This window comes from Mesorhizobium prunaredense (assembly GCF_900156895.1).
Taxonomy (GTDB): Bacteria; Pseudomonadota; Alphaproteobacteria; order Rhizobiales; family Rhizobiaceae; genus Mesorhizobium; species Mesorhizobium prunaredense.
Window position 1 is genome coordinate 114,214 of the sequence record NZ_FTPD01000056.1, and the last position, 16,874, is coordinate 131,087.

General features: G+C 58.5%; 19 protein-coding genes, 1 tRNA gene and 1 pseudogene. 12 read left to right on the forward strand and 9 right to left on the reverse strand.

What is annotated here, in order from left to right; translation table 11 throughout:
• Nucleotides 1-14: 14 nt before the first annotated feature.
• Nucleotides 15-119 (reverse strand): annotated as a pseudogene (locus BQ8794_RS37495) (low affinity iron permease family protein); the annotation flags it as partial.
• A 190-nt stretch (nucleotides 120-309) separates the two neighbouring features.
• On the opposite strand from BQ8794_RS37495, the gene BQ8794_RS28080 reads away from it, so the two are divergent.
• On the forward strand, nucleotides 310-792 hold the full coding sequence (locus BQ8794_RS28080) for a pyridoxamine 5'-phosphate oxidase family protein (RefSeq protein ID WP_077381878.1): 483 nt from the start codon (nucleotides 310-312) through the stop codon (nucleotides 790-792).
• 467 nt (nucleotides 793-1,259) lie between these two features.
• Here BQ8794_RS28080 and BQ8794_RS28085 read toward each other — a convergent pair whose 3' ends face one another.
• Complete coding sequence (locus BQ8794_RS28085; protein ID WP_077381880.1) at nucleotides 1,260-1,427, reverse strand: DUF3606 domain-containing protein; 168 nt, start codon at nucleotides 1,425-1,427, stop codon at nucleotides 1,260-1,262.
• Between the two features lie 689 nt (nucleotides 1,428-2,116).
• Between BQ8794_RS28085 and BQ8794_RS28090 the strand changes: the two genes are divergently transcribed.
• From BQ8794_RS28090 to BQ8794_RS28105, 3 genes are all read left to right on the forward strand, one after another.
• A complete protein-coding gene (locus tag BQ8794_RS28090) occupies nucleotides 2,117-2,422 on the forward strand; it encodes a hypothetical protein (RefSeq protein WP_077381882.1) in 306 nt (101 codons plus the stop codon).
• A 267-nt stretch (nucleotides 2,423-2,689) separates the two neighbouring features.
• On the forward strand, nucleotides 2,690-3,028 hold the full coding sequence (locus BQ8794_RS28100; protein ID WP_077381885.1) for a hypothetical protein: 339 nt from the start codon (nucleotides 2,690-2,692) through the stop codon (nucleotides 3,026-3,028).
• A gap of 13 nt (nucleotides 3,029-3,041) precedes the next feature.
• Nucleotides 3,042-3,647 carry a recombinase family protein gene (locus BQ8794_RS28105; RefSeq protein WP_244555127.1) on the forward strand — a complete coding sequence of 202 codons (606 nt, stop codon included), beginning with the start codon at nucleotides 3,042-3,044 and terminating at the stop codon, nucleotides 3,645-3,647.
• Nucleotides 3,648-3,733: 86 nt separating this feature from the next.
• Here BQ8794_RS28105 and BQ8794_RS28110 read toward each other — a convergent pair whose 3' ends face one another.
• From BQ8794_RS28110 to BQ8794_RS28125, 4 genes are all read right to left on the reverse strand, one after another.
• Complete coding sequence (locus tag BQ8794_RS28110) at nucleotides 3,734-4,957, reverse strand: PAN domain-containing protein (RefSeq protein ID WP_077381889.1); 1,224 nt, start codon at nucleotides 4,955-4,957, stop codon at nucleotides 3,734-3,736.
• 71 nt (nucleotides 4,958-5,028) lie between these two features.
• The gene (locus BQ8794_RS28115; RefSeq protein ID WP_143744732.1) at nucleotides 5,029-6,594 is read right to left on the reverse strand and encodes an ABC transporter permease; all 1,566 of its coding nucleotides are present in this window, start codon (nucleotides 6,592-6,594) and stop codon (nucleotides 5,029-5,031) included.
• A 151-nt stretch (nucleotides 6,595-6,745) separates the two neighbouring features.
• Nucleotides 6,746-7,579, reverse strand: coding sequence for a thermonuclease family protein (locus tag BQ8794_RS28120; RefSeq protein WP_077381893.1), 834 nt, complete (start codon nucleotides 7,577-7,579; stop codon nucleotides 6,746-6,748).
• A gap of 227 nt (nucleotides 7,580-7,806) precedes the next feature.
• A complete protein-coding gene (locus BQ8794_RS28125; protein WP_167378864.1) occupies nucleotides 7,807-9,564 on the reverse strand; it encodes an adenylate/guanylate cyclase domain-containing protein in 1,758 nt (585 codons plus the stop codon).
• A 111-nt stretch (nucleotides 9,565-9,675) separates the two neighbouring features.
• On the opposite strand from BQ8794_RS28125, the gene BQ8794_RS28130 reads away from it, so the two are divergent.
• The 5 genes from BQ8794_RS28130 to BQ8794_RS28150 all read left to right on the forward strand — a co-directional run bounded on the left by BQ8794_RS28130 (nucleotide 9,676) and on the right by BQ8794_RS28150 (nucleotide 11,691).
• A complete protein-coding gene (locus tag BQ8794_RS28130) occupies nucleotides 9,676-10,179 on the forward strand; it encodes a hypothetical protein (RefSeq protein ID WP_244555128.1) in 504 nt (167 codons plus the stop codon).
• 75 nt (nucleotides 10,180-10,254) lie between these two features.
• On the forward strand, nucleotides 10,255-10,548 hold the full coding sequence (locus BQ8794_RS28135) for a hypothetical protein (RefSeq protein ID WP_077381897.1): 294 nt from the start codon (nucleotides 10,255-10,257) through the stop codon (nucleotides 10,546-10,548).
• Between the two features lie 115 nt (nucleotides 10,549-10,663).
• Complete coding sequence (locus tag BQ8794_RS35970) at nucleotides 10,664-11,068, forward strand: hypothetical protein (RefSeq protein ID WP_174654547.1); 405 nt, start codon at nucleotides 10,664-10,666, stop codon at nucleotides 11,066-11,068.
• A 69-nt stretch (nucleotides 11,069-11,137) separates the two neighbouring features.
• Nucleotides 11,138-11,434 carry a hypothetical protein gene (locus BQ8794_RS28145; protein WP_077381899.1) on the forward strand — a complete coding sequence of 99 codons (297 nt, stop codon included), beginning with the start codon at nucleotides 11,138-11,140 and terminating at the stop codon, nucleotides 11,432-11,434.
• A 71-nt stretch (nucleotides 11,435-11,505) separates the two neighbouring features.
• On the forward strand, nucleotides 11,506-11,691 hold the full coding sequence (locus BQ8794_RS28150) for a hypothetical protein (RefSeq protein ID WP_077381901.1): 186 nt from the start codon (nucleotides 11,506-11,508) through the stop codon (nucleotides 11,689-11,691).
• Between the two features lie 11 nt (nucleotides 11,692-11,702).
• On the opposite strand, the gene BQ8794_RS28155 is transcribed toward BQ8794_RS28150, so the two are convergent.
• Nucleotides 11,703-11,945: a helix-turn-helix domain-containing protein gene (locus tag BQ8794_RS28155; protein ID WP_210189871.1), complete on the reverse strand. Its 243-nt coding sequence runs from the start codon at nucleotides 11,943-11,945 to the stop codon at nucleotides 11,703-11,705.
• A gap of 89 nt (nucleotides 11,946-12,034) precedes the next feature.
• Here BQ8794_RS28155 and BQ8794_RS28160 point away from each other — a divergent pair, with 89 nt between their 5' ends.
• Both BQ8794_RS28160 and BQ8794_RS28165 read left to right on the forward strand, forming a co-directional pair.
• Nucleotides 12,035-12,301, forward strand: a complete 267-nt coding sequence (locus tag BQ8794_RS28160; protein ID WP_077381903.1) for a hypothetical protein — start codon at nucleotides 12,035-12,037, stop codon at nucleotides 12,299-12,301.
• Between the two features lie 74 nt (nucleotides 12,302-12,375).
• On the forward strand, nucleotides 12,376-12,600 hold the full coding sequence (locus BQ8794_RS28165) for a hypothetical protein (RefSeq protein ID WP_143744733.1): 225 nt from the start codon (nucleotides 12,376-12,378) through the stop codon (nucleotides 12,598-12,600).
• Nucleotides 12,601-12,934: 334 nt separating this feature from the next.
• Here BQ8794_RS28165 and BQ8794_RS28170 read toward each other — a convergent pair.
• Nucleotides 12,935-13,025, reverse strand: a tRNA-Ser gene (locus tag BQ8794_RS28170).
• Nucleotides 13,026-13,491: 466 nt separating this feature from the next.
• Here BQ8794_RS28170 and BQ8794_RS28175 point away from each other — a divergent pair.
• A complete protein-coding gene (locus BQ8794_RS28175) occupies nucleotides 13,492-14,691 on the forward strand; it encodes a porin (RefSeq protein ID WP_077381907.1) in 1,200 nt (399 codons plus the stop codon).
• Nucleotides 14,692-15,062: 371 nt separating this feature from the next.
• Here the strand turns inward: BQ8794_RS28175 and BQ8794_RS28185 are convergent, their stop codons facing one another.
• Nucleotides 15,063-16,742, reverse strand: coding sequence for a tetratricopeptide repeat-containing sulfotransferase family protein (locus BQ8794_RS28185; protein WP_077381909.1), 1,680 nt, complete (start codon nucleotides 16,740-16,742; stop codon nucleotides 15,063-15,065).
• Nucleotides 16,743-16,874 lie beyond the last annotated feature (132 nt).

Sequence of the window (16,874 nt, forward strand, 5' to 3'; positions counted from 1 at the left end):
GGCGATTGCCGTCCCCCAAACGGAACCATCGCAGTGCAGGCTATCATCGCGACGATCAGCACATAGAAACCTGGCGATCGGGATAGAAAGTCGGCGATCACAAAGAGAAATCGGTTCATGCGAATCCCCGTACGAACGATGTGATCCGATTGGGGCTGCATTTCGGGTGCTCGTCAAGGCAGCCTGCTGATGGCCATGTTCGTCGTCACGCCATCCTGATCTGCGGCGGGCCAGATTCTGCCTGTTGCCTGCAGACGCTTGGAACCACGGCAGACGCGCGGCGTTTGGCGTTCTCACAGGAGAGAAGCCATGCCCGACAACGATGAGGAATTCAAAAGCAAGTTTTGGGACTCGATCCGTTCCGACATGACGGCAATGATCGGCGTCCCGGGCGTCCACCCTCGACCGATGACAGCGCAGTTCGATGGTGACCGCAACGTCATATACTTCTTCACAGCGAAGGACACCGACTTGGCCGAGGCCGTTGCATCTGCAAAGGAAGCGATACTGGTCTACTCCGCCAAGGGACACGACCTGTTCGCCACCGTCGAAGGCACACTGAGGATCGACGATGATCGGGCAGTCATCGACCGATTGTGGAATCGCTTCGTCGCCGCATGGTTCGAAGGAGGCAAGGAAGATCGTAAGCTGTGCTTACTCAGGTTCGATCCTGCGGACGCCGAAATCTGGAAAGATGCATCCAGCATCGTTGCCGGGGTGAAACTTTTCCTCGGGATGGGCGACCCGAAAGAGGACTACAGAGACAGCGTGGCACAGGTTCGAATGAAGTAACCGGACCTGTTTAGAACGCAGAGCGGCATCTGTCGGGTGCCGGAAAGCCTTACACGCCCACTGCCGTCTCGCGGATGCTGGTATCAAGGAGAAGTGAGCGCACCACGCCACGAAAGGTCGACGCCAAATCATCATCGTCGACGTTCGAACCAATCGCCGCAGAACTGCAACAAGAGGCCGCTGAGCCCGCAACGCGGACACCGCTCGGGTCGCGCTGGTAGCCCCCGGCACCCGCCCCGCCGGGGTTCGTCGGTGGCGGGGGTGGGGGTGGCTTGTGGGGCCCCCTATCAGGCGCGCGCTACCGACACCCTCGTTCACATTTCGGGAAGTTCTCATGGCCGGCCGCTCTCATCCCCAAAACCCAAATCACTCTGAACGACCGAGTTCGACCCTTTTGCGGTCATTCAGTTGCGAGCGTTGCATGACGCGATCTGCGCCGATGTCTGTGGGGCGGGCGGTCCGATATCTCACTTACCCTCCCGCAGAGCCCTCGCGGCTTTTGTCAGGGCTGACCGATCATTGCCGTTCTTTTTGATCAGCTTGCTGACCTGGCTCGGCGAGATTCCATTCTCTCGCGCGAAATGTTCTATCTCGTAGTACTCGTCGACCGACAAACGATTCTGATTGTCTTCCATTTCCGTATTCCTACCAGCGTTCAAGCGAACGGCACGTTGAAAGGACCATAGCAACGACTGCGCGCAGCCGCGGTTCCGAGTGGCGATACGTCTTTGCCTGTTTTGCGAACAGATAAGACTTAGGTCCGGTGGAGGATCGGACCGAATCCCCTCATGGGGCTGGCTTCGCCGTGCACGGGAACCGAAACGTTCAAATTTTATTGAGTGGGGTCTGTTGCGTTGGAGTTTGTATGGGAGGGTTGCGCCATTCCAAAACGATAGCGAGCCCTAATCCCTTCCTGGAACTTCAGCGATTTCCAATGATGTATGTGACCAGCGGGCACGCACCTCCGTTGCCCGCTGCAGATCGGGCCGCAACAACCCGATCGGGCCCGCGCTCTCCGCCAGAGGCGCGGGCTTTATTACTCGCACGGAACACCAGGGCGCGGGTGCGCGTTTCGCCAGCATGAAGCAACTTCTCAGCGAAATGGCCGCTTTGGCAGATCCAGGCTTTTGGATCGCGTTGGCTGTTGTTCTGGTTCCCTACGTCATCGGCGTCGCACTGCTTGTCTGGGTGGCTGGTTGAGGGTTGGTTGTGTTGTTCCCCGACAGCCGCGCTTTCCCTTCCCGGCGCCGTTGGATCGGGTCTTGGTCAAAATTTTACATTAGAAACTTGGAACATAAGTGAGGCAGAGAACATTGTTGGCGCCATGGACAAGAACGATGGCGACAATCTTCCTGAGGGGTTTCCGGGCAACCTGCCCGAGGATCCAGTGATCCTAGCCGATATCAAGAAAAGAATTTCGAGAGAGATCGACGGTAAAATTGGGCCGGACGGTTTGGCGGTCACGGAGGCCAGGCGGGATCGCAATCTGGTTGGGGAATGGGAAGAAGCTGACGCCGCCCTCGACAGCCAACCGTCCGTGGTTCCGTTTTTCCTGGTTCTGTATGTGCTCTCAATGTTGGGCTTGGTAGGGTACGCCATCGCTCGTTGGTACTTTCTATGGCGTGCTTGAGTTTCCTTCTCTCGTTTAACTAACAGGCTCAAGCTGCTGATGCTCCGCATTCGCATGATGAAGCACCTGTCCAAGATCGCCCATGTCGAAGTCCTGCCCGCATACGGGACAATGCTCGAAATGCTCCGCCTCAGGCTTGATCGGCCGGTCGTGGTCTTTGCCTTGATATCCCGTGTTTTCGCGATCGCGAAAGTCTCGCTTGCTCTTGTCGTCGGTAAGGTGGCAAAGTCTCCTCCACCAAAGGCGACAAGCTGAAGAAGAGCGACCATGGCGGCTGACCCCTATCCGCAGTTTACTGGTGCGATGTTCGACATCTATCGGCGGGCGAAGGCCGAAGCAAATTACAACGCGACAGTCTTTCTAGGCATGATAACCCGGAACCACGGGCTTGCGACGGCCAAGACTCTAATCAACGCGACTCAACCATCAGATGGATACACTGCTCTCCACCAGCGAGAGCGGCTTGACTTGACTGTAGAGGCCGTCGTTGTCGAAAATCCAAAATGGCGCGCATTGTTTACCCCCGAAGAACTGAGCCGCGCCGAAAAGCGCCTTAGAGCCTACGGATACTTGCCTAAACTGCCGCCGGGTCTGTCAGAGACATAGTCGCCGAATTAAAGTGGAATACGGGCGGTTTACAACCTGCGATTGGCATGAAGCCGAAGACTTAGAGCTGATCGCCGAATTTCAGGAAGTCGAGACAGGCAAAGGCGCGGATGCTTTGAACAAGCGCCCCCAACTCGCAGCTGCCTTGTCTGATGCCGAGCGCAACGATTGCGCTGTTGTCGTCGCCAAGCTCGATCGGCTATCCCGTGATGTGGCCTTTATCTCGGCTCTTATGGCGAAGCGGACGCCGTTCATTGTCGCAGAGCTGGGCGCGGACGTATCGCCTTTCATGCTGCACATCTATGCAGCCGTTGCGGAACAGGAACGCGCAATGATTTCACAGCGCACGAAAGACTCGCTCGCAGCTGTCAAAGCCCGTGGCGTAAAGCTCGGCAATCCACAGATCCGCAAGGCTCAGGAAGCCGCTGCAGAGCGCCGTACGGCCATTGCCGACGGCTTCGCATCCAACGTCCTGCCCATTATCAGAGAAATTCAGGCAACGGGCACATCAATGCGGAAAACGGCCGCCGCTCTCAATGCGCGTGGAATCCCTACGGCTCGCGGTGGCACATGGGCGGCAACGCAGATCAGTGATATTTTAAAGCGCGACGGCGTCTAACGACGCAAGCCAGATTGGTGCGTAGGGCATGTGATGTCTATCATCACGGCGTCGCCGATCCACTGCGAAACGCCCCGGTGCCATATTCAACTGCGGGTGGCTTTAACGCTCGACATCACCCCTTTGAAAGGAGACGATGATGTCACGCTGTCGAGCATGGCGCACATCTTGTTCGGACCGTCAAAATTGAAGCCTAGACATCTCTGGTCAGCGGCGCAGGCCACTACGCAGTCGGCATAGCTGCTCCGCACATTCGCGTAAGCGGCCCCAATGACTACTGTGTCCTTGGCGAAGACGAGGCTAGAGTACTGGAGATTCGCCTTGATGGCTCCCTTCGCCGCCATCACTGCGTCAGGATTCCTAACCAGAATCGACGCATTATCTTTCATGAAACAAGCGGCGTGCTTCTTGTCGTAGGTGAGTGCTAAGCAGCTGCGATCTGCCTCGCATTGGGCCTGGCACTGTTCAAGCGAGACATTCCAAGCGGGCATACCCGGCAGATCGTTTCCCATGGCGTCCCATCCGTCCTGCACAAAAAGTTGTTCGGCCGCGGTTGCTGCGTCCTTCCGCTCCTGGTCCATGTTGAAATCGCTTGGCGCGAAACTGGCCTCGTCGAGCCAAAGGCAACGGCTGGCGAGTTCTCGCGCCGAATTGTCGTCAAGGCCCACCGATGCGAGTGTCTCGATCGATGACACTGGCGCCTGCGGCATTGATGTAGGCGAGGGTCTGTTGACAAGCCGTACCTGAACCTCGACTCCGGTGTTGGCCAGCCCCCGCGTATAGCACCAAGCCGTATCCCAAGTTGGGTCTTTCTCACTGTCAAAATGATGACCGGACTCGAGTTGCCAAGTGCTGCCAGCGTAAGTCACTTGGCGATTGGCGAACTTTACGAAATCGAACGTATCTGGATTGGCTGGGTCTGCGGGCGGCAGTGGCGGTTGCTCGTTTGGCGGCGACTTCGGCCTGTCTGTTTTTCCCTCCTCGGCGATTGCCCCGTCACGCGGAATTCTGTCTTCTGGTTTCTTCGTCTCTTTTGGCTGGTTCTCGTTCGGGTTTGACGGTTCTTTTTGGGCGATCGGCGGCTCCGGTTGGTTCACCGAACGGTCGCGATCAAAGACCAGCCATACACCTACACCGATCCCAACAGCGGCCACGGCGATGGCAGCGCCGGTAGCCATTCGCCGAAATGCATTGGCGCGGGCGATCATATCGTGCGCAGCTGCTTCTGCCTGCAGAGTTGGAATGGCCGACCGTTTGACCTGCAGATCGATCGCTTGTTCGAGAAGCTTGGTGTTATGTCGTACGAGCACGTCTAATACCCCGTTTCGCCCCTTTGTCGGCTCGTCAAAGTCTGATTGCAGTTCGCCTTCTAGAACCCTCTCTATGCTGTCGTTTTGCCTCTTGCAGAAACCTTTACCAGATCGACTACTTCCGGGGGGAGTTCCCGATCCAACGCCCGACGTAGCGCTTCCGGGTCGTCAGTAAGGACGGGAACATAGAGAATCTCTTTGACGACCTTCTCGACTTCGACAGGAACCTCGATGCGCCTTTCGACCTCTCTGTCGACCGGCACCTGCACGGTTACTTTCCGGACACGGCGCCACCGCCACCGTAGCAGCATTCGGCGTAGCAAACGCGAGAGTTTGCTTTCGCGCTGAACGTCGGCCTGTGCACCGATGCGTTGTAAGGCCAGCGCGACCATCGCTGTGATCGGCCCCGCTATTGCAGCGATGAATGCAAGCGAGGCGAACCAGATCGTCGACACCGTCCCGGCCTGAGCGTCTGTAACGTCCTCTGGCTTCACCCCATACCAGCGAGCTGCCAGCCTACGGATCTGATCGTTGCGAGCGAGCGGGAGGCGCTCTGTTTCCAGACGGCTCAGTTCCGCCGCGATGGCGTCTTGCCGCTGCTGGTTGTTCGCGAGCGTCTCTGACTTGCGAGTTGCGGCTTCCTGAGCGGCCGCTAGTGCAGTACGTGCTTCGTCAAGCTTACGGTCCCAATCGGCAGCGGTGCCGTCGTAGAGTTTCTCCAGATCATTGCGCCTAGCCTCAAGGCGCTGTTTGTCTTGGGGGGTCATCGCAGGACTATCTTTTCGCAGCCTCTCATATTCAGCGCGGGCCGCAGCGACTGCCGGCTCCACTTCGGCCAATTTCGGCGCGAATTCGGCCTCTTTTTTGAGCCGCGGGTTAGTCAGCTTGTTCAGCCCGTCTTCGTTGCGCTGCACCGATGCAAGGTCGTCTGTTTCGCGTGCGCTCTTTATGCGATCAACGTAGCTATCCCGCTGTCGCTCGAATTGCTCCACCGCGTCCTTGATCTCTCGATCGCGCCGTTCCACGAGCGCACTCAGCACTGCTTGTTTCTCCTCGAGATCCTCCTTGGCTCGCGCCGCCGCTGGTGAAAGGGTGGTTGCGGCCTGCAGCTCCTGGTCAACGTCTGTTATCCGTGCACGCAATTTGTCGCGCTCGGTGTCAGCCAATCCACTGAGCTGCTCCAGATCGCTTCGGGCATTTGCCTCGTCGTCAGTGTTTCGCAAGCTTTCGGCTGCCGCCTTGAGATTTTCGCTCTCTTGCTGGAGTGCTTTAGTTTGGTTGGCGAAGTTGGCATACTGCATCTCGCGCATAGTGCTGGCACGCTCCAACCCGAGAAGCACTGTCTCAAAAGTGATGCCGGCCAATACGAGCAGAAACGCCAGGATAACAGGTTTCCAAAACCACGAGGCGCCGAACAGAAGCGTTGCGATCGGGATTTTCGTCAGCTCAGCAATCGCGATCATAAAGAACGGGGCACTTGCAAGGACAAGGTCCATTGAGTCCGCCGCCTCATTGGCAACAAAGCCGCGGTAACTCAGAGCCACGCCGGTTGCTAGACCGATGATCGCCGCGACGATTTCAAGTGCCCACGCACCGCGATACGTCCACTGGCCATAGCTCGCCAGTTTCTGGCTCATTGCCGTGTTCATATGCAAGTCCCCACCCTCAACAACCCATCTTGACATGCGACGCTGGCGTTTGCAGCAAAATTTACCGCTAGATACGGGGCAACTTGGAACAGGGTGAATAACCGGGCGAGCGGCGCGTACACGTTAGGTGCCGCGCATTTCAGCAAAGGGTTTCACAGGCTATGCCGTCTTTGTCGCGGTCTAGCTTCCCACCCCACGAGCAGTTGCCCAAATACCAGTTCGCTTCATCACATGAGCTGATTTGGGAGCAAGTTCGCCGGGGTTGGCATGCAAAACCCTGCGCGAGCTGCCGGTCGCTGATGATGCCGAGTGGCTGGCTGATAGCCGGTCGCGGATTTTCCGAATGCTCTGCGCGCCACTCCCATGGCGCCTGAAACGACCCAGCCCAAATGCCGCGCTTGCTCGCCTTTGCCGCTGCCTGCAGGCTCGCATAGATGCCGCTGCTGTATTTCGGCCAGTCGAGTGCCAGACCTTGCTCTACAAGCCACTGCTGGACGCCGCGACCGTCAGCACGCTCACAATCACCGACGAGCCGACCGTAACGATCCCGGTCGACAAAGGTACAGTGCAGGGGTCGTGATGCGGCAAGGAAGGTGTCCAACGCGTCGGCAGCGCGGCGCCCACAGGGATATTCGAATCCCTTGGCGTCATCGCAATACTGCCGGCTCTCAGGTGCGTCGATGCCGTTGAATCGAATCCTTTGGCCTGAAATCTCTACGGTGTCGCCATCGATCACGGAGGCGCGGCCTTCCATCGAACCGGGCAGCGGCTCGGTCCAGTTTGTTATCCTGCTCTGAAGGCTTGCGGTGCTCTGTATTACGAATTGGGTGATTGTGGCGGCAAGCGTACCAACGCTGAGGAAGATCAGCCCCAAGAGCGGTCGCGGCAGCCGCCGTAACGGCCTTCTTCTGCCGGCGTGCCTTCGCCAGCGGCCAACCTGATTGGCGCCTTGATAACGGTGGTCTTTGCCCACGCCCGCTCCCCCCCTGAAGAGAGAATGCCGCCATTCCGGGCCAGAGTCCAGAAGCTGCCCTAGTGTGAAAGTCTGACACTTGGTACCGGTGGACGGCAAGAATCGACCCACTGCAGACGCTCGGCTAGACCGACACGAACGACGGCTTCGAGCTAAAGGTCGACAGTCAATAGCCAGCGTTTCAGCAGATCGGAGATCAGCGGGGCCTTTGCCATTTTTGCAGCCGCTCAAATGGCAACTCCAGCGTTACGCAACCCCTCGGTCCAAAGGTCGGCATCCTCTTTCAAGCTGCAGATCTCGGCGGTTATCCGTGCGTACAATGCTGCATCGAAGTCGGCGGGTAACTCGCTCGCAGCCTGCTTGGCCTCTTCGATCCTCCCTAGCTGTGCGAGGCACGCCGCCTCGTTCAGCCGGAAGAAGGGCGGAGGATCGATGAGCGATCGGTAAGCTTCCAGCGCCAATTCGAATTCGCGGGACAGATAACAGCAGTCCCCCAAGCTGGAGATGAACGTCGGCGGCAACAATGGCTCAAAGCTGCATGCACGTCGAACGAGGGAGAGCCCTTCGTCGTAGCGGCCAGCATATGAGAGAACCATTCCTCTCGCGACTTGCACATTGATATCGCGTGGGCTCATAGCAAGAGCAATTTCCGAGTAGCGCAATGCGTCCTTCATCGCTCCCGCCAACAAAAAGCATGCAGCCACGCTCGTCAGGACGAACGGATCGAACTTGCCGCTCCTCAGCGCCCGACGGGCGTAATCAATGGAGAGCCGCTTGCGCTCCTGGTCCGTCTCTCGTGCCGGCTCACTGAACCGCCAATAGGCGTACATCAGCGATAGCGATGCAAGGGCTGGCGCGTAAGTCGGATCGATGGCAGCGGCGTCATGCATGTGTTGGCGGGCGGCCGCCTCATCGCCGTTTCGCCAAGCATCTCCTGCGCGCAGCCAACTCGTATATGCAGAGACGCTTGTCGTCGGATTTCTGGATCGCGCGGTGCTCGCGACTGTCTGCAAATTGAAAAACAACCTTCCGATGATCGCTTCGACGATCTCGTCCTGGACTGCGAAGATGTCCTCGACCGGGCGATCGAAACGCTCTGCGAAGACTTGGTTTCCCGTATAGGTGTCGACGAGCTGCACCGTCGCGCGAACATGTTGACCCGCAAGTCGGATGCCTCCCGTCACGACAACATCGGCACCGAACTTCCGTCCCAGCTCGGCAGCGTTCACCGGCTGGTCCTTATAGGCGAATGCGGTGCTGCGGGCGACGACCGACAGGTCTCTGTGCTTGCTGAGCTCTGTTACGACGTCTTCTGTGATTCCGTCTGCGAAATAGCTCTGATCGTCACGACCAGACAGATTGGCGAACGGCATAACGACGATGGTCGTAAATTCACGAGAAGTGTTCGGCGGCGAGGCTAGAGAATTGTGGCGCGCCGCCGGACCTGCTACGTCGATGGCGTATGCCCTGACGGGATTTTGGATATTCTTGAGCTTGATCGCACCCAAGTCTCTCGTCGACGCGGTGATCTTGCCCTGGATCTCGTCGAACACCTTACCGGATAGGCAAATGCCGCCGGGCTCTGCTAACTGTTCCAGACGAGCCGCGATGTTGACGCCATCACCAAAGATGTCCTCGCCCTGACCGACAATATCGCCCAGATTTATTCCTATTCGGAAGACTGTCCTTCGCTCGTCTGGAAGAGAGGAATTGGCCTCCTTCATCTGCCGCTGAATGCGGATCGAGCAGTCGACCGCTCGCACGACGCTTGCAAATTCAATGAGCAGGCCATCGCCAAGGAGCTTGACGATCCTGCCGCTGCACTCCCGAACAAGCGGTTCGACAACGGTCTCACGGGCTTCAGCGAGAGCACGTAGCGTTCCCGACTCGTCTGCCTCCATCATACGGGAGTAACCGACCACGTCCGCGACGACGATGGCAGCCAAACGACGGTCGATTGGGCTGATCGAAGACGCCTCGCCCATTTGCCCCCCTATGCCTTCAGTAGAGGCCGTACCGCAGGAGATAGCACGATTTCTAGCAGTTTCTCCATACTGGTCAGTTGTGGTGATCAAGGAGTTGGCCATTCAGACGAAATGCCGTGCGACGATCGGCGGGAAATCCTGGCCGGCCTTATAGGGCCTGACAGCCGCATCCAGTTCAGTGAGACAATGCCAGGCGAAGCCTACGCGATCTATCATCTGATCGACGCGGCCGGCCTAGAAGGGATGGTATCGAAGCGTCGAGACAGCAAATATCGCAGCGGCCCGACCACCAATTGGCTGAAAATCAAATCCTTCACCGAAAGCGAATTCGAGCTGCTCGGCGTCGAGCGCGAGCGGGGCAAGCCGGTGTTTGCTCTGATGGCTGACCCAGGCACCCGGAAATATGTCGGCAGTGCTTTCGTCAGCGTCAATCGCGAGATGCGCGAACGGCTTTGGCAGCGGGTCCAGGAACATGCCGGGCCACCGCCCAAGGACATGCCAAAGCGGCCGGCAACGCAGTGGGTCAAGCCAGGCATCAAGGCCCGCGTGAAGCACCTCAGGGGCGAGGAAGATCTAAGGCACGCCTCGCTGCAGGATTTTTGGGATGAGAGTTAGCGACCAGTGGCAAAGGGATCAGCATTCAGGAATATAATCCTCCCGTTGCGGCGAGCCCTTCAACGGAGAATCGCCATGCCCCAAAAGACCCTCGCCGACACTCTGGCCGCCCGCGAAACCATCTATGTCAATTGTGCGCACCCGATGTGCTGCAAATCGACGAAGCTCGACATCCAGGCGCTGATTGACAGGCTCGGGCGCGACCACGGCTCGATGCATGACGACCTGGTCGGGCTCTTTGTCTGCTCAAATTGCAAGGCTGCCGGTCGTGACCGCCGGCAGGTGTTCTTCACATGCATTCCTGACTACGAAGGCCAGCAGCGGGCGCGCAATCGCGATTGGAAGCCAACTTTCGAACGAAGGGGCTGAAAGTGGCCGGCGCCGCTTGGGGGGCGTTGGGTCGATTTTGCCTGTAGGGCACCGGCCGGGCGGATTGGGGTCCGCCGTTGGAAAGTGCCGACCTTGGCGCCTCATGTAACTTCCGTTGGCGTTGGAAGTTGAGGCCCTGTTTGATGGGCACGGCAAGGATCGCAAACAGATCGGCTCCGTGAAGAAGGTCAAGCTCTCCGACCGCGTGCGCCGGCTCGAAGCGATTGGGCGGCACGTATCGGTCGCCGCTTTCCGCGATACGCTGGAGATCAAGGGTCTGGACGGCCTTGCCGACCGGCTTGCGCGCCTGTCGCGCGCTCAAGCCGCCGATGAAGCGGCTACGGTTGCGCCTCCCGCCAAGCCGGTTCCAGCGCCAGAATCTACCCCAATGCCAAAGCCGAAGTTCGCGCCGAAAGCGCTCGCGCCTTCGCCGGCTGTCTCCGCCGATTGGGAGGGGCCGAAGCCGCCCGGCTCCTTACGTGTCACCGATCGCGTGGCCCGAGCAGCCCGCACAGGCTGATTGCGACTACGAAAACCACGGGGACGGCTTTTGAGCGCCCGCCGAAACACCTGAAAGAAAGGGAAACCGATGGCAGAAATAGCCAACAATATTGCGACCATTCAGACAAAGGCGGCTGAGCTTGACACGCTGATTGGTCAGGTCCGTGCCGCTAAGACGGTCATCGACGCCGCTGAGGCCGAAATCAGGAAGCAGCGGCCGGTATCCGAACCAAGCCGCACCTACCAAGAGCGCCTTGCGTTGCTGGCCTTGGACGCGATGGCAAAGCCTTCAATCACTGGCGACAAGACCATGGCCGAACTCGCTGCATCGGCTTGGGCGGGAGTGGCTGTTCATTGCAAGACGACTGAGGCGAGATCGATTTGATCTTCGCAGCAACGGTCCCCAAATACTCACTAATCTAGGCATTCCGACTGATCAATTTTTCGAGGGCGAAAATGGCGACTTACACAACGGGCTTCGACGGGCCGGATTTGACCTCTTCAATATCAGAGATTTCGACAGCGCTGCACGACCTGGAGGGCTTGCCGGAAGCGGAGAGAAATCAACCGCTGGCCCAGGCGATGATAGCTTACTATCGGGAAACGCTGAGGGCGCGCGAGGAGGACGAAAGGGCAGCCTGATCGCAAGATGTTCAGGCTTCCTTGTCCGACCGTCTTTCGCGGAACCGTACGCCGGCGCCGCCGCCGTTTTCCGCGATGAACTCGATGCCGGCCTGCTCTAGCGCGAGGCGGATATCGTCTATCGTGCGATCGCGGAGCGCTTCGCCTCGCTCTAGCCGCGCGACGGTATCGGGTGACACCTTTGCCAAATTGGCAAGCTCGCGCACTCCAAGACCAAGCGCTGCTCTGGCCATCTTGCATTGAACGGAAATCATTTCGGTACCCTGTTACGAAATCGGTTGACTTACCGACTAATGAGAATATCGTATCAGTGTTATGATATCGGTACAAGGAGCGCAGGCACATGACGCAGGAACACGACAGACAGCTTATCGCCCTCGGCGCCCATTTCGATTTGGCGTTGGCGGCTTCCCGTCAGCAGATCGATGCGATGCCCGAGATCATGGGTTTTGAGGACGAGCTTGCCGGCATCGAGGCGGCAAGCGCGCCAGTCGAGGCCATAGCGGCGATCATCCAGGCAATCTACGCGCACACGCCTGCCGGGATCGCGGTGAAGACCAAGGCATTCGATTGGTTGTATGGGAGGCCGGGTTACGCTCTCGCCGCTTGAGCGCTTCTAGATGCTGCCGTTAGTGGGCGTATGGTGTGGGGCTGGCGAAAGAGATGATGGAAAGGGAAATCGAAATGAAACTGTCGAAAACGTCAGAAGACGCGCTGGCAAAGCTGGCGGCGACCGAAGGCTCACCATATCAACTGGAATTGAGTATGAAGACGCTCAACTCTCTGGTGCGGCGCGGTCTTGCTACGCGGAATGGTGAAACTACAGCCATGACGGCGCGGTACACGACAACCTACAAGATTTCCGAATCTGGCGACGCCGCACTTGCACTTGTGCGCGGAGGGAATTGATGATGGCGAATATCAAGGGATGGCTGGAAGAGGCTGAGGCGACATACGGGGAGCAGATAGAAGCCGTGGTCGTCGGAAAGCACGACAACGCCCTCGCGGTCCCGCCGTCGAGGGCTTTTTCTTTTTGGTGGCGGACGCGGGGCCAGCGCTGGACGTCACGGCGATGAATGTCCTGCTGCCGGCCTGGATTGAACTTCGCATCCGCAGCCTCGGCGCTGTCCGACAATCGGCAACCTGTCGCATTTCGACGTGTTCAATCGCAATTCGTTTTGGCGGGAAGGATGGCTGGTAAGCTCACGAAAACAGGAATTTAGTCAATGTTTTCAAAGGCTAATGGCGGAGAGGATGGGATTCGAACCCACGAGAAGCTTTTGACCTCTACTCCCTTAGCAGGGGAGCGCCTTCGACCACTCGGCCACCTCTCCGTTGCGCCGGTGGATAAAGAAAAGCGCCGGCACAATCAACAAGCCTGGACCCATTATCGTTGAAAAAACCGGCTCCCGCCGAAACGGCGCTTTCGCCATGCGGCGATTCTGCGGCAATGCCTTGGCTGACGACTCACAAACATCGCCGCAATCTGCGGCAGGCAATTGCCGGATTCGGCTGGATTGCAAGGGCTCGCCCAAGGGTCTCCGACAGCTCAATGGTTAACGGGAGCTTTCCGAGTGAGGCCAAATCGTGTCATTTGTGCAACAAGGTAGGGTGATAGCGCCTGCACAAACCTTTCGCCGGTGCGATGGTTGTTGAACGCCGCCGCCTCATGGGTAATGTCGAGTTCGAAGGAGCGGCGCGGTGCGCATCTTTTTCGGTAGTGGGGATGGGGCAGGGAACGCTGTCCTTCAGCAAAGAATACCCAGACCCGTTTTTTAACTTTTGACTGGAGGTCAGAAAATGAACATCAAGAGCCTTCTTCTCGGCTCCGCTGCGGCTCTGGTCGCAGTATCCGGTGCGCGCGCCGCCGACGCCGTCGTCGTCGCCGAGCCGGAGCCCGCTGAATACGTCCGCATCTGCGACGTCTATGGCGCTGGCTACTTCTACATCCCCGGCACCGAGACCTGCCTGCGCATCGGCGGCTACGTCCGCTACGACATGGGCATCGGCGACGTCGGCTCGTTCGACGGTGCAGAGAATCTCGACGTCGAGGACGGTGACTCGCAGGACACATACTACAAGCAGGCCCGCTTCACGCTGAAGACCTGGACCGGCCAGGAAACCGAACTCGGCACCTTGAAGACCTACACCGAGACCCGCTTCAACTTCGGCAACCGGAACAAATACGCCAGCAGAACAGTCATCCCCGATCCGGACGGCGATGGTCCGCTGGAAGAAGAGATTCTCATTGACGCTAACCCTGCCGAAAACAAAGGCGTTTCGCTGAACTTCGCCTGGATCCAGCTCGGTGGTCTGCGCGTCGGTAAAGACGAATCGGCCTTCGATACGTTCATCGGTTATGCCGGCAACGTCATCCAGGATACGCTGGTTCCCTACGGCGGTTTCGACACCAACGTCGTTCAGTACTATTTCGACGCCGGCAACGGCTTCTCGGCCGTGGTCTCGCTCGAACAAGGTTATGGCGAGTTCACGATCGACAGCTATGTTCCGCATGTCGTCGGCGGCGTGAAGTGGACGCAGGGCTGGGGCGCCATCACCGGCGTCCTTGCTTACGACGCCAACTACGAAGAAGTGGCCGGCAAGGTTCGCCTTGACGTCACCCCGATGGAGAACCTGTCGCTGTTCATCATGGCCGGCTACGGCACCGACGACAACTACACGGACGACGGCTTTGTAATCACCGCCGCCGGCGGCCGCGGCTTCTACAAGCTGTGGAGCGGCAATTGGGCGGTCTGGGGCGGTGGCACTTACACCTTCAACGAGAAGACCTCGTTCAACACCCAGATCTCGTATGACGAAGGCGAAAACCTCGGCATCGCCGCCAACATTGCCTATGACATCGTTCCCGGCCTGACGATCACGGCCGAAGTCGACTACCTGCACGCCGGCGAGTTCGACCAGGACGACTTCTCCAACTGGACCAATGCGGACGACGAAGACAGCCTCGGCGGCATGCTCCGCTTCCAGCGCTCGTTCTAATCAGCAGCGTCTGACTGAAATCGAACCCGGCGGGCAACCGCCGGGTTTTTTCGTGCCGGCGTGGGTGTCGGGGGCGTAAAATTAGGGCGGCAGCGATCCTTCGCGCCCCCCTCTGTCCTGCCGGACATCTCCCCCACAAGGGGGGAGATCGGCAGCTTCGCTGACAGCGCCTGTTCAAAAAACGTTGGAGATTGGCGAAAGCCGCAATGACAGCCAATCTCCCCCCTCGTGGGGGAGATGTCCGGCAGGACAGAGGGGGGCGCTGTCCCTCCAGCGTCTCAAAATATTCTGCACCGCAGGAACGGTTGGAAGGAACAGGACAGGTAGGTTGGCAGTTCGCGATCCACACAATGCGGACCGCCATCCCCAAGTCAAATCTCAGCAAGATCGCCAAGCGACTGTATCAGCGGCTGAATTTCGTTTTCATAATTCTTCCAGCGCTTGACCGACGATTTATAGATCGGTTGGCGAACCTGCCAGCGGCTGGGCGTGTTGACCGAACCATCCCTGTCGAAAAAGCGCAGGCAGGCGTCATCCCAGGGCAGCCCGAGATAATCAATCAGGCGGCGTGACTGGGCTTCCTGGTCGTCGACCAGCGTTTCGTAGCGATTTTCGAAGATAAGGCCTGGAAAGACCTCGTTCCAGTGCCGCATCAGGCGGTCATATTCGCGATAATACAGGCCGAGTGTTTTCAGGTCGGTGTTGTAGCTGTGTGCCTCGCTGAAGTTGAGGACGAAGCAGGAGACGCAATTGTCGATGGCGTCACGGCGGCAATGAATGATGCGCGCGTTGGGGAAGAGAAGCCCGATAAGGCCGATCAGTTCAAAATTGTGCGGGGTCTTGTCCACGACGCGAAGTGCGGCAGGCGCCCGCTCCCGCAAATAGGCCAGATGCTCTTCGGCCAGCGTTCTGGACAGGACTTCTGTGATCGAGGTCATTGGCTGGCTCAAATCACCAGCCGATGATGTCCTGAGACCGATCGCATTCGCAACCCGCCTCAGTTTGCTAAGCTCCCCTGCGCCATGAACGTCGGGATGGCTGGCGCAGATCTGCTCCGTGAGCGTCGTCCCCGAGCGTGGCATGCCAAGCACGAACACAGGCGCTTCGGAAGGATTTCCATAGCCGGCGCGGGCAGCCAGAAAGTCCGGCGTGAAGGTTTCAATCATCGAATCGATCCACCGACGATACAGATCGATATCGAACCTTTGGCCGGAGGCCTGTTTCGCCTTGTTGAACTGGTCGAATGCCTCATCATAACGCTTGAGGTCGTTCAGCACCTTGCCGGCGGCGTGATGGAGTTGCTGCGCGCCTTCCGCACCAAGTTTCGGATTACCGAGCTCACGAAGGATGGATTGGAGCTCCTCTGGCTCCTCGGTGAAGTTTCGCGTCTGTACAAGGTCGTTGTAGGCAGCCGGCACGCCAATTCGACGTTCGATTGCTTGCTTCAGATAGACGGCGGCTTCATCCATACGCCCCAGGCCGCTGAGCGCGCTGGCCAGCCCGGCTCGCACCTTGGGATGATCGCGGTTGATTTTCAGCGCCTTCTCGAAAAGCGGTAGAGCCATGTCGGGCTTGTCAAACGCCGTGTAAGTGCGCCCCAATGCACAAAGTGCTTCGATAAGGCCGGGCTGCAGTTCCAGGGCATACTGCATATGCCTGATTGCTGGCGCATACTCGCTGACCTTCACATAGGCCTCGCCAAGGCTGAGGTGGTAGTAGGGGTTTTTAGGTTCCTCGCCGACCGCCCGTGCGAAATATCGCAAGGCCCTCTCATCGTCGTAGCCCAGATATATGGTCCCCAGGATGTACAAGGCGAGCGGATGGTTTGGCGTGCGCTCCAGAACCCGAAGGCATAGGTCCTGAGCCTCGTCGAGCCGCTTGGCCTGCTGAAAGGCATATGCCTGCTTCAGCAATGCGTCGTCGGCCTGCGCACGCGATTGGGCGCTACCTTTCTGCGGGCTCACCAAAGGCTTCACTACCGGCGCCTTCGCTTTCGGCGCGGGTCCGGGCTTGATGTGCTTTGACCAGGCAGGCGGGAGTCGATTGTTCATGATATCTCGCTAGCAAAAAGAAATATCTCGCTAGCAAAAAGTGAGGGGGGAATCCAGCACGCTGGTTGCAGCCGAAGCGGGAGCTTGCGCGGCCACCTGTGCCGCGCTAGCAAGAAGGCCCTTTTCGAGCGA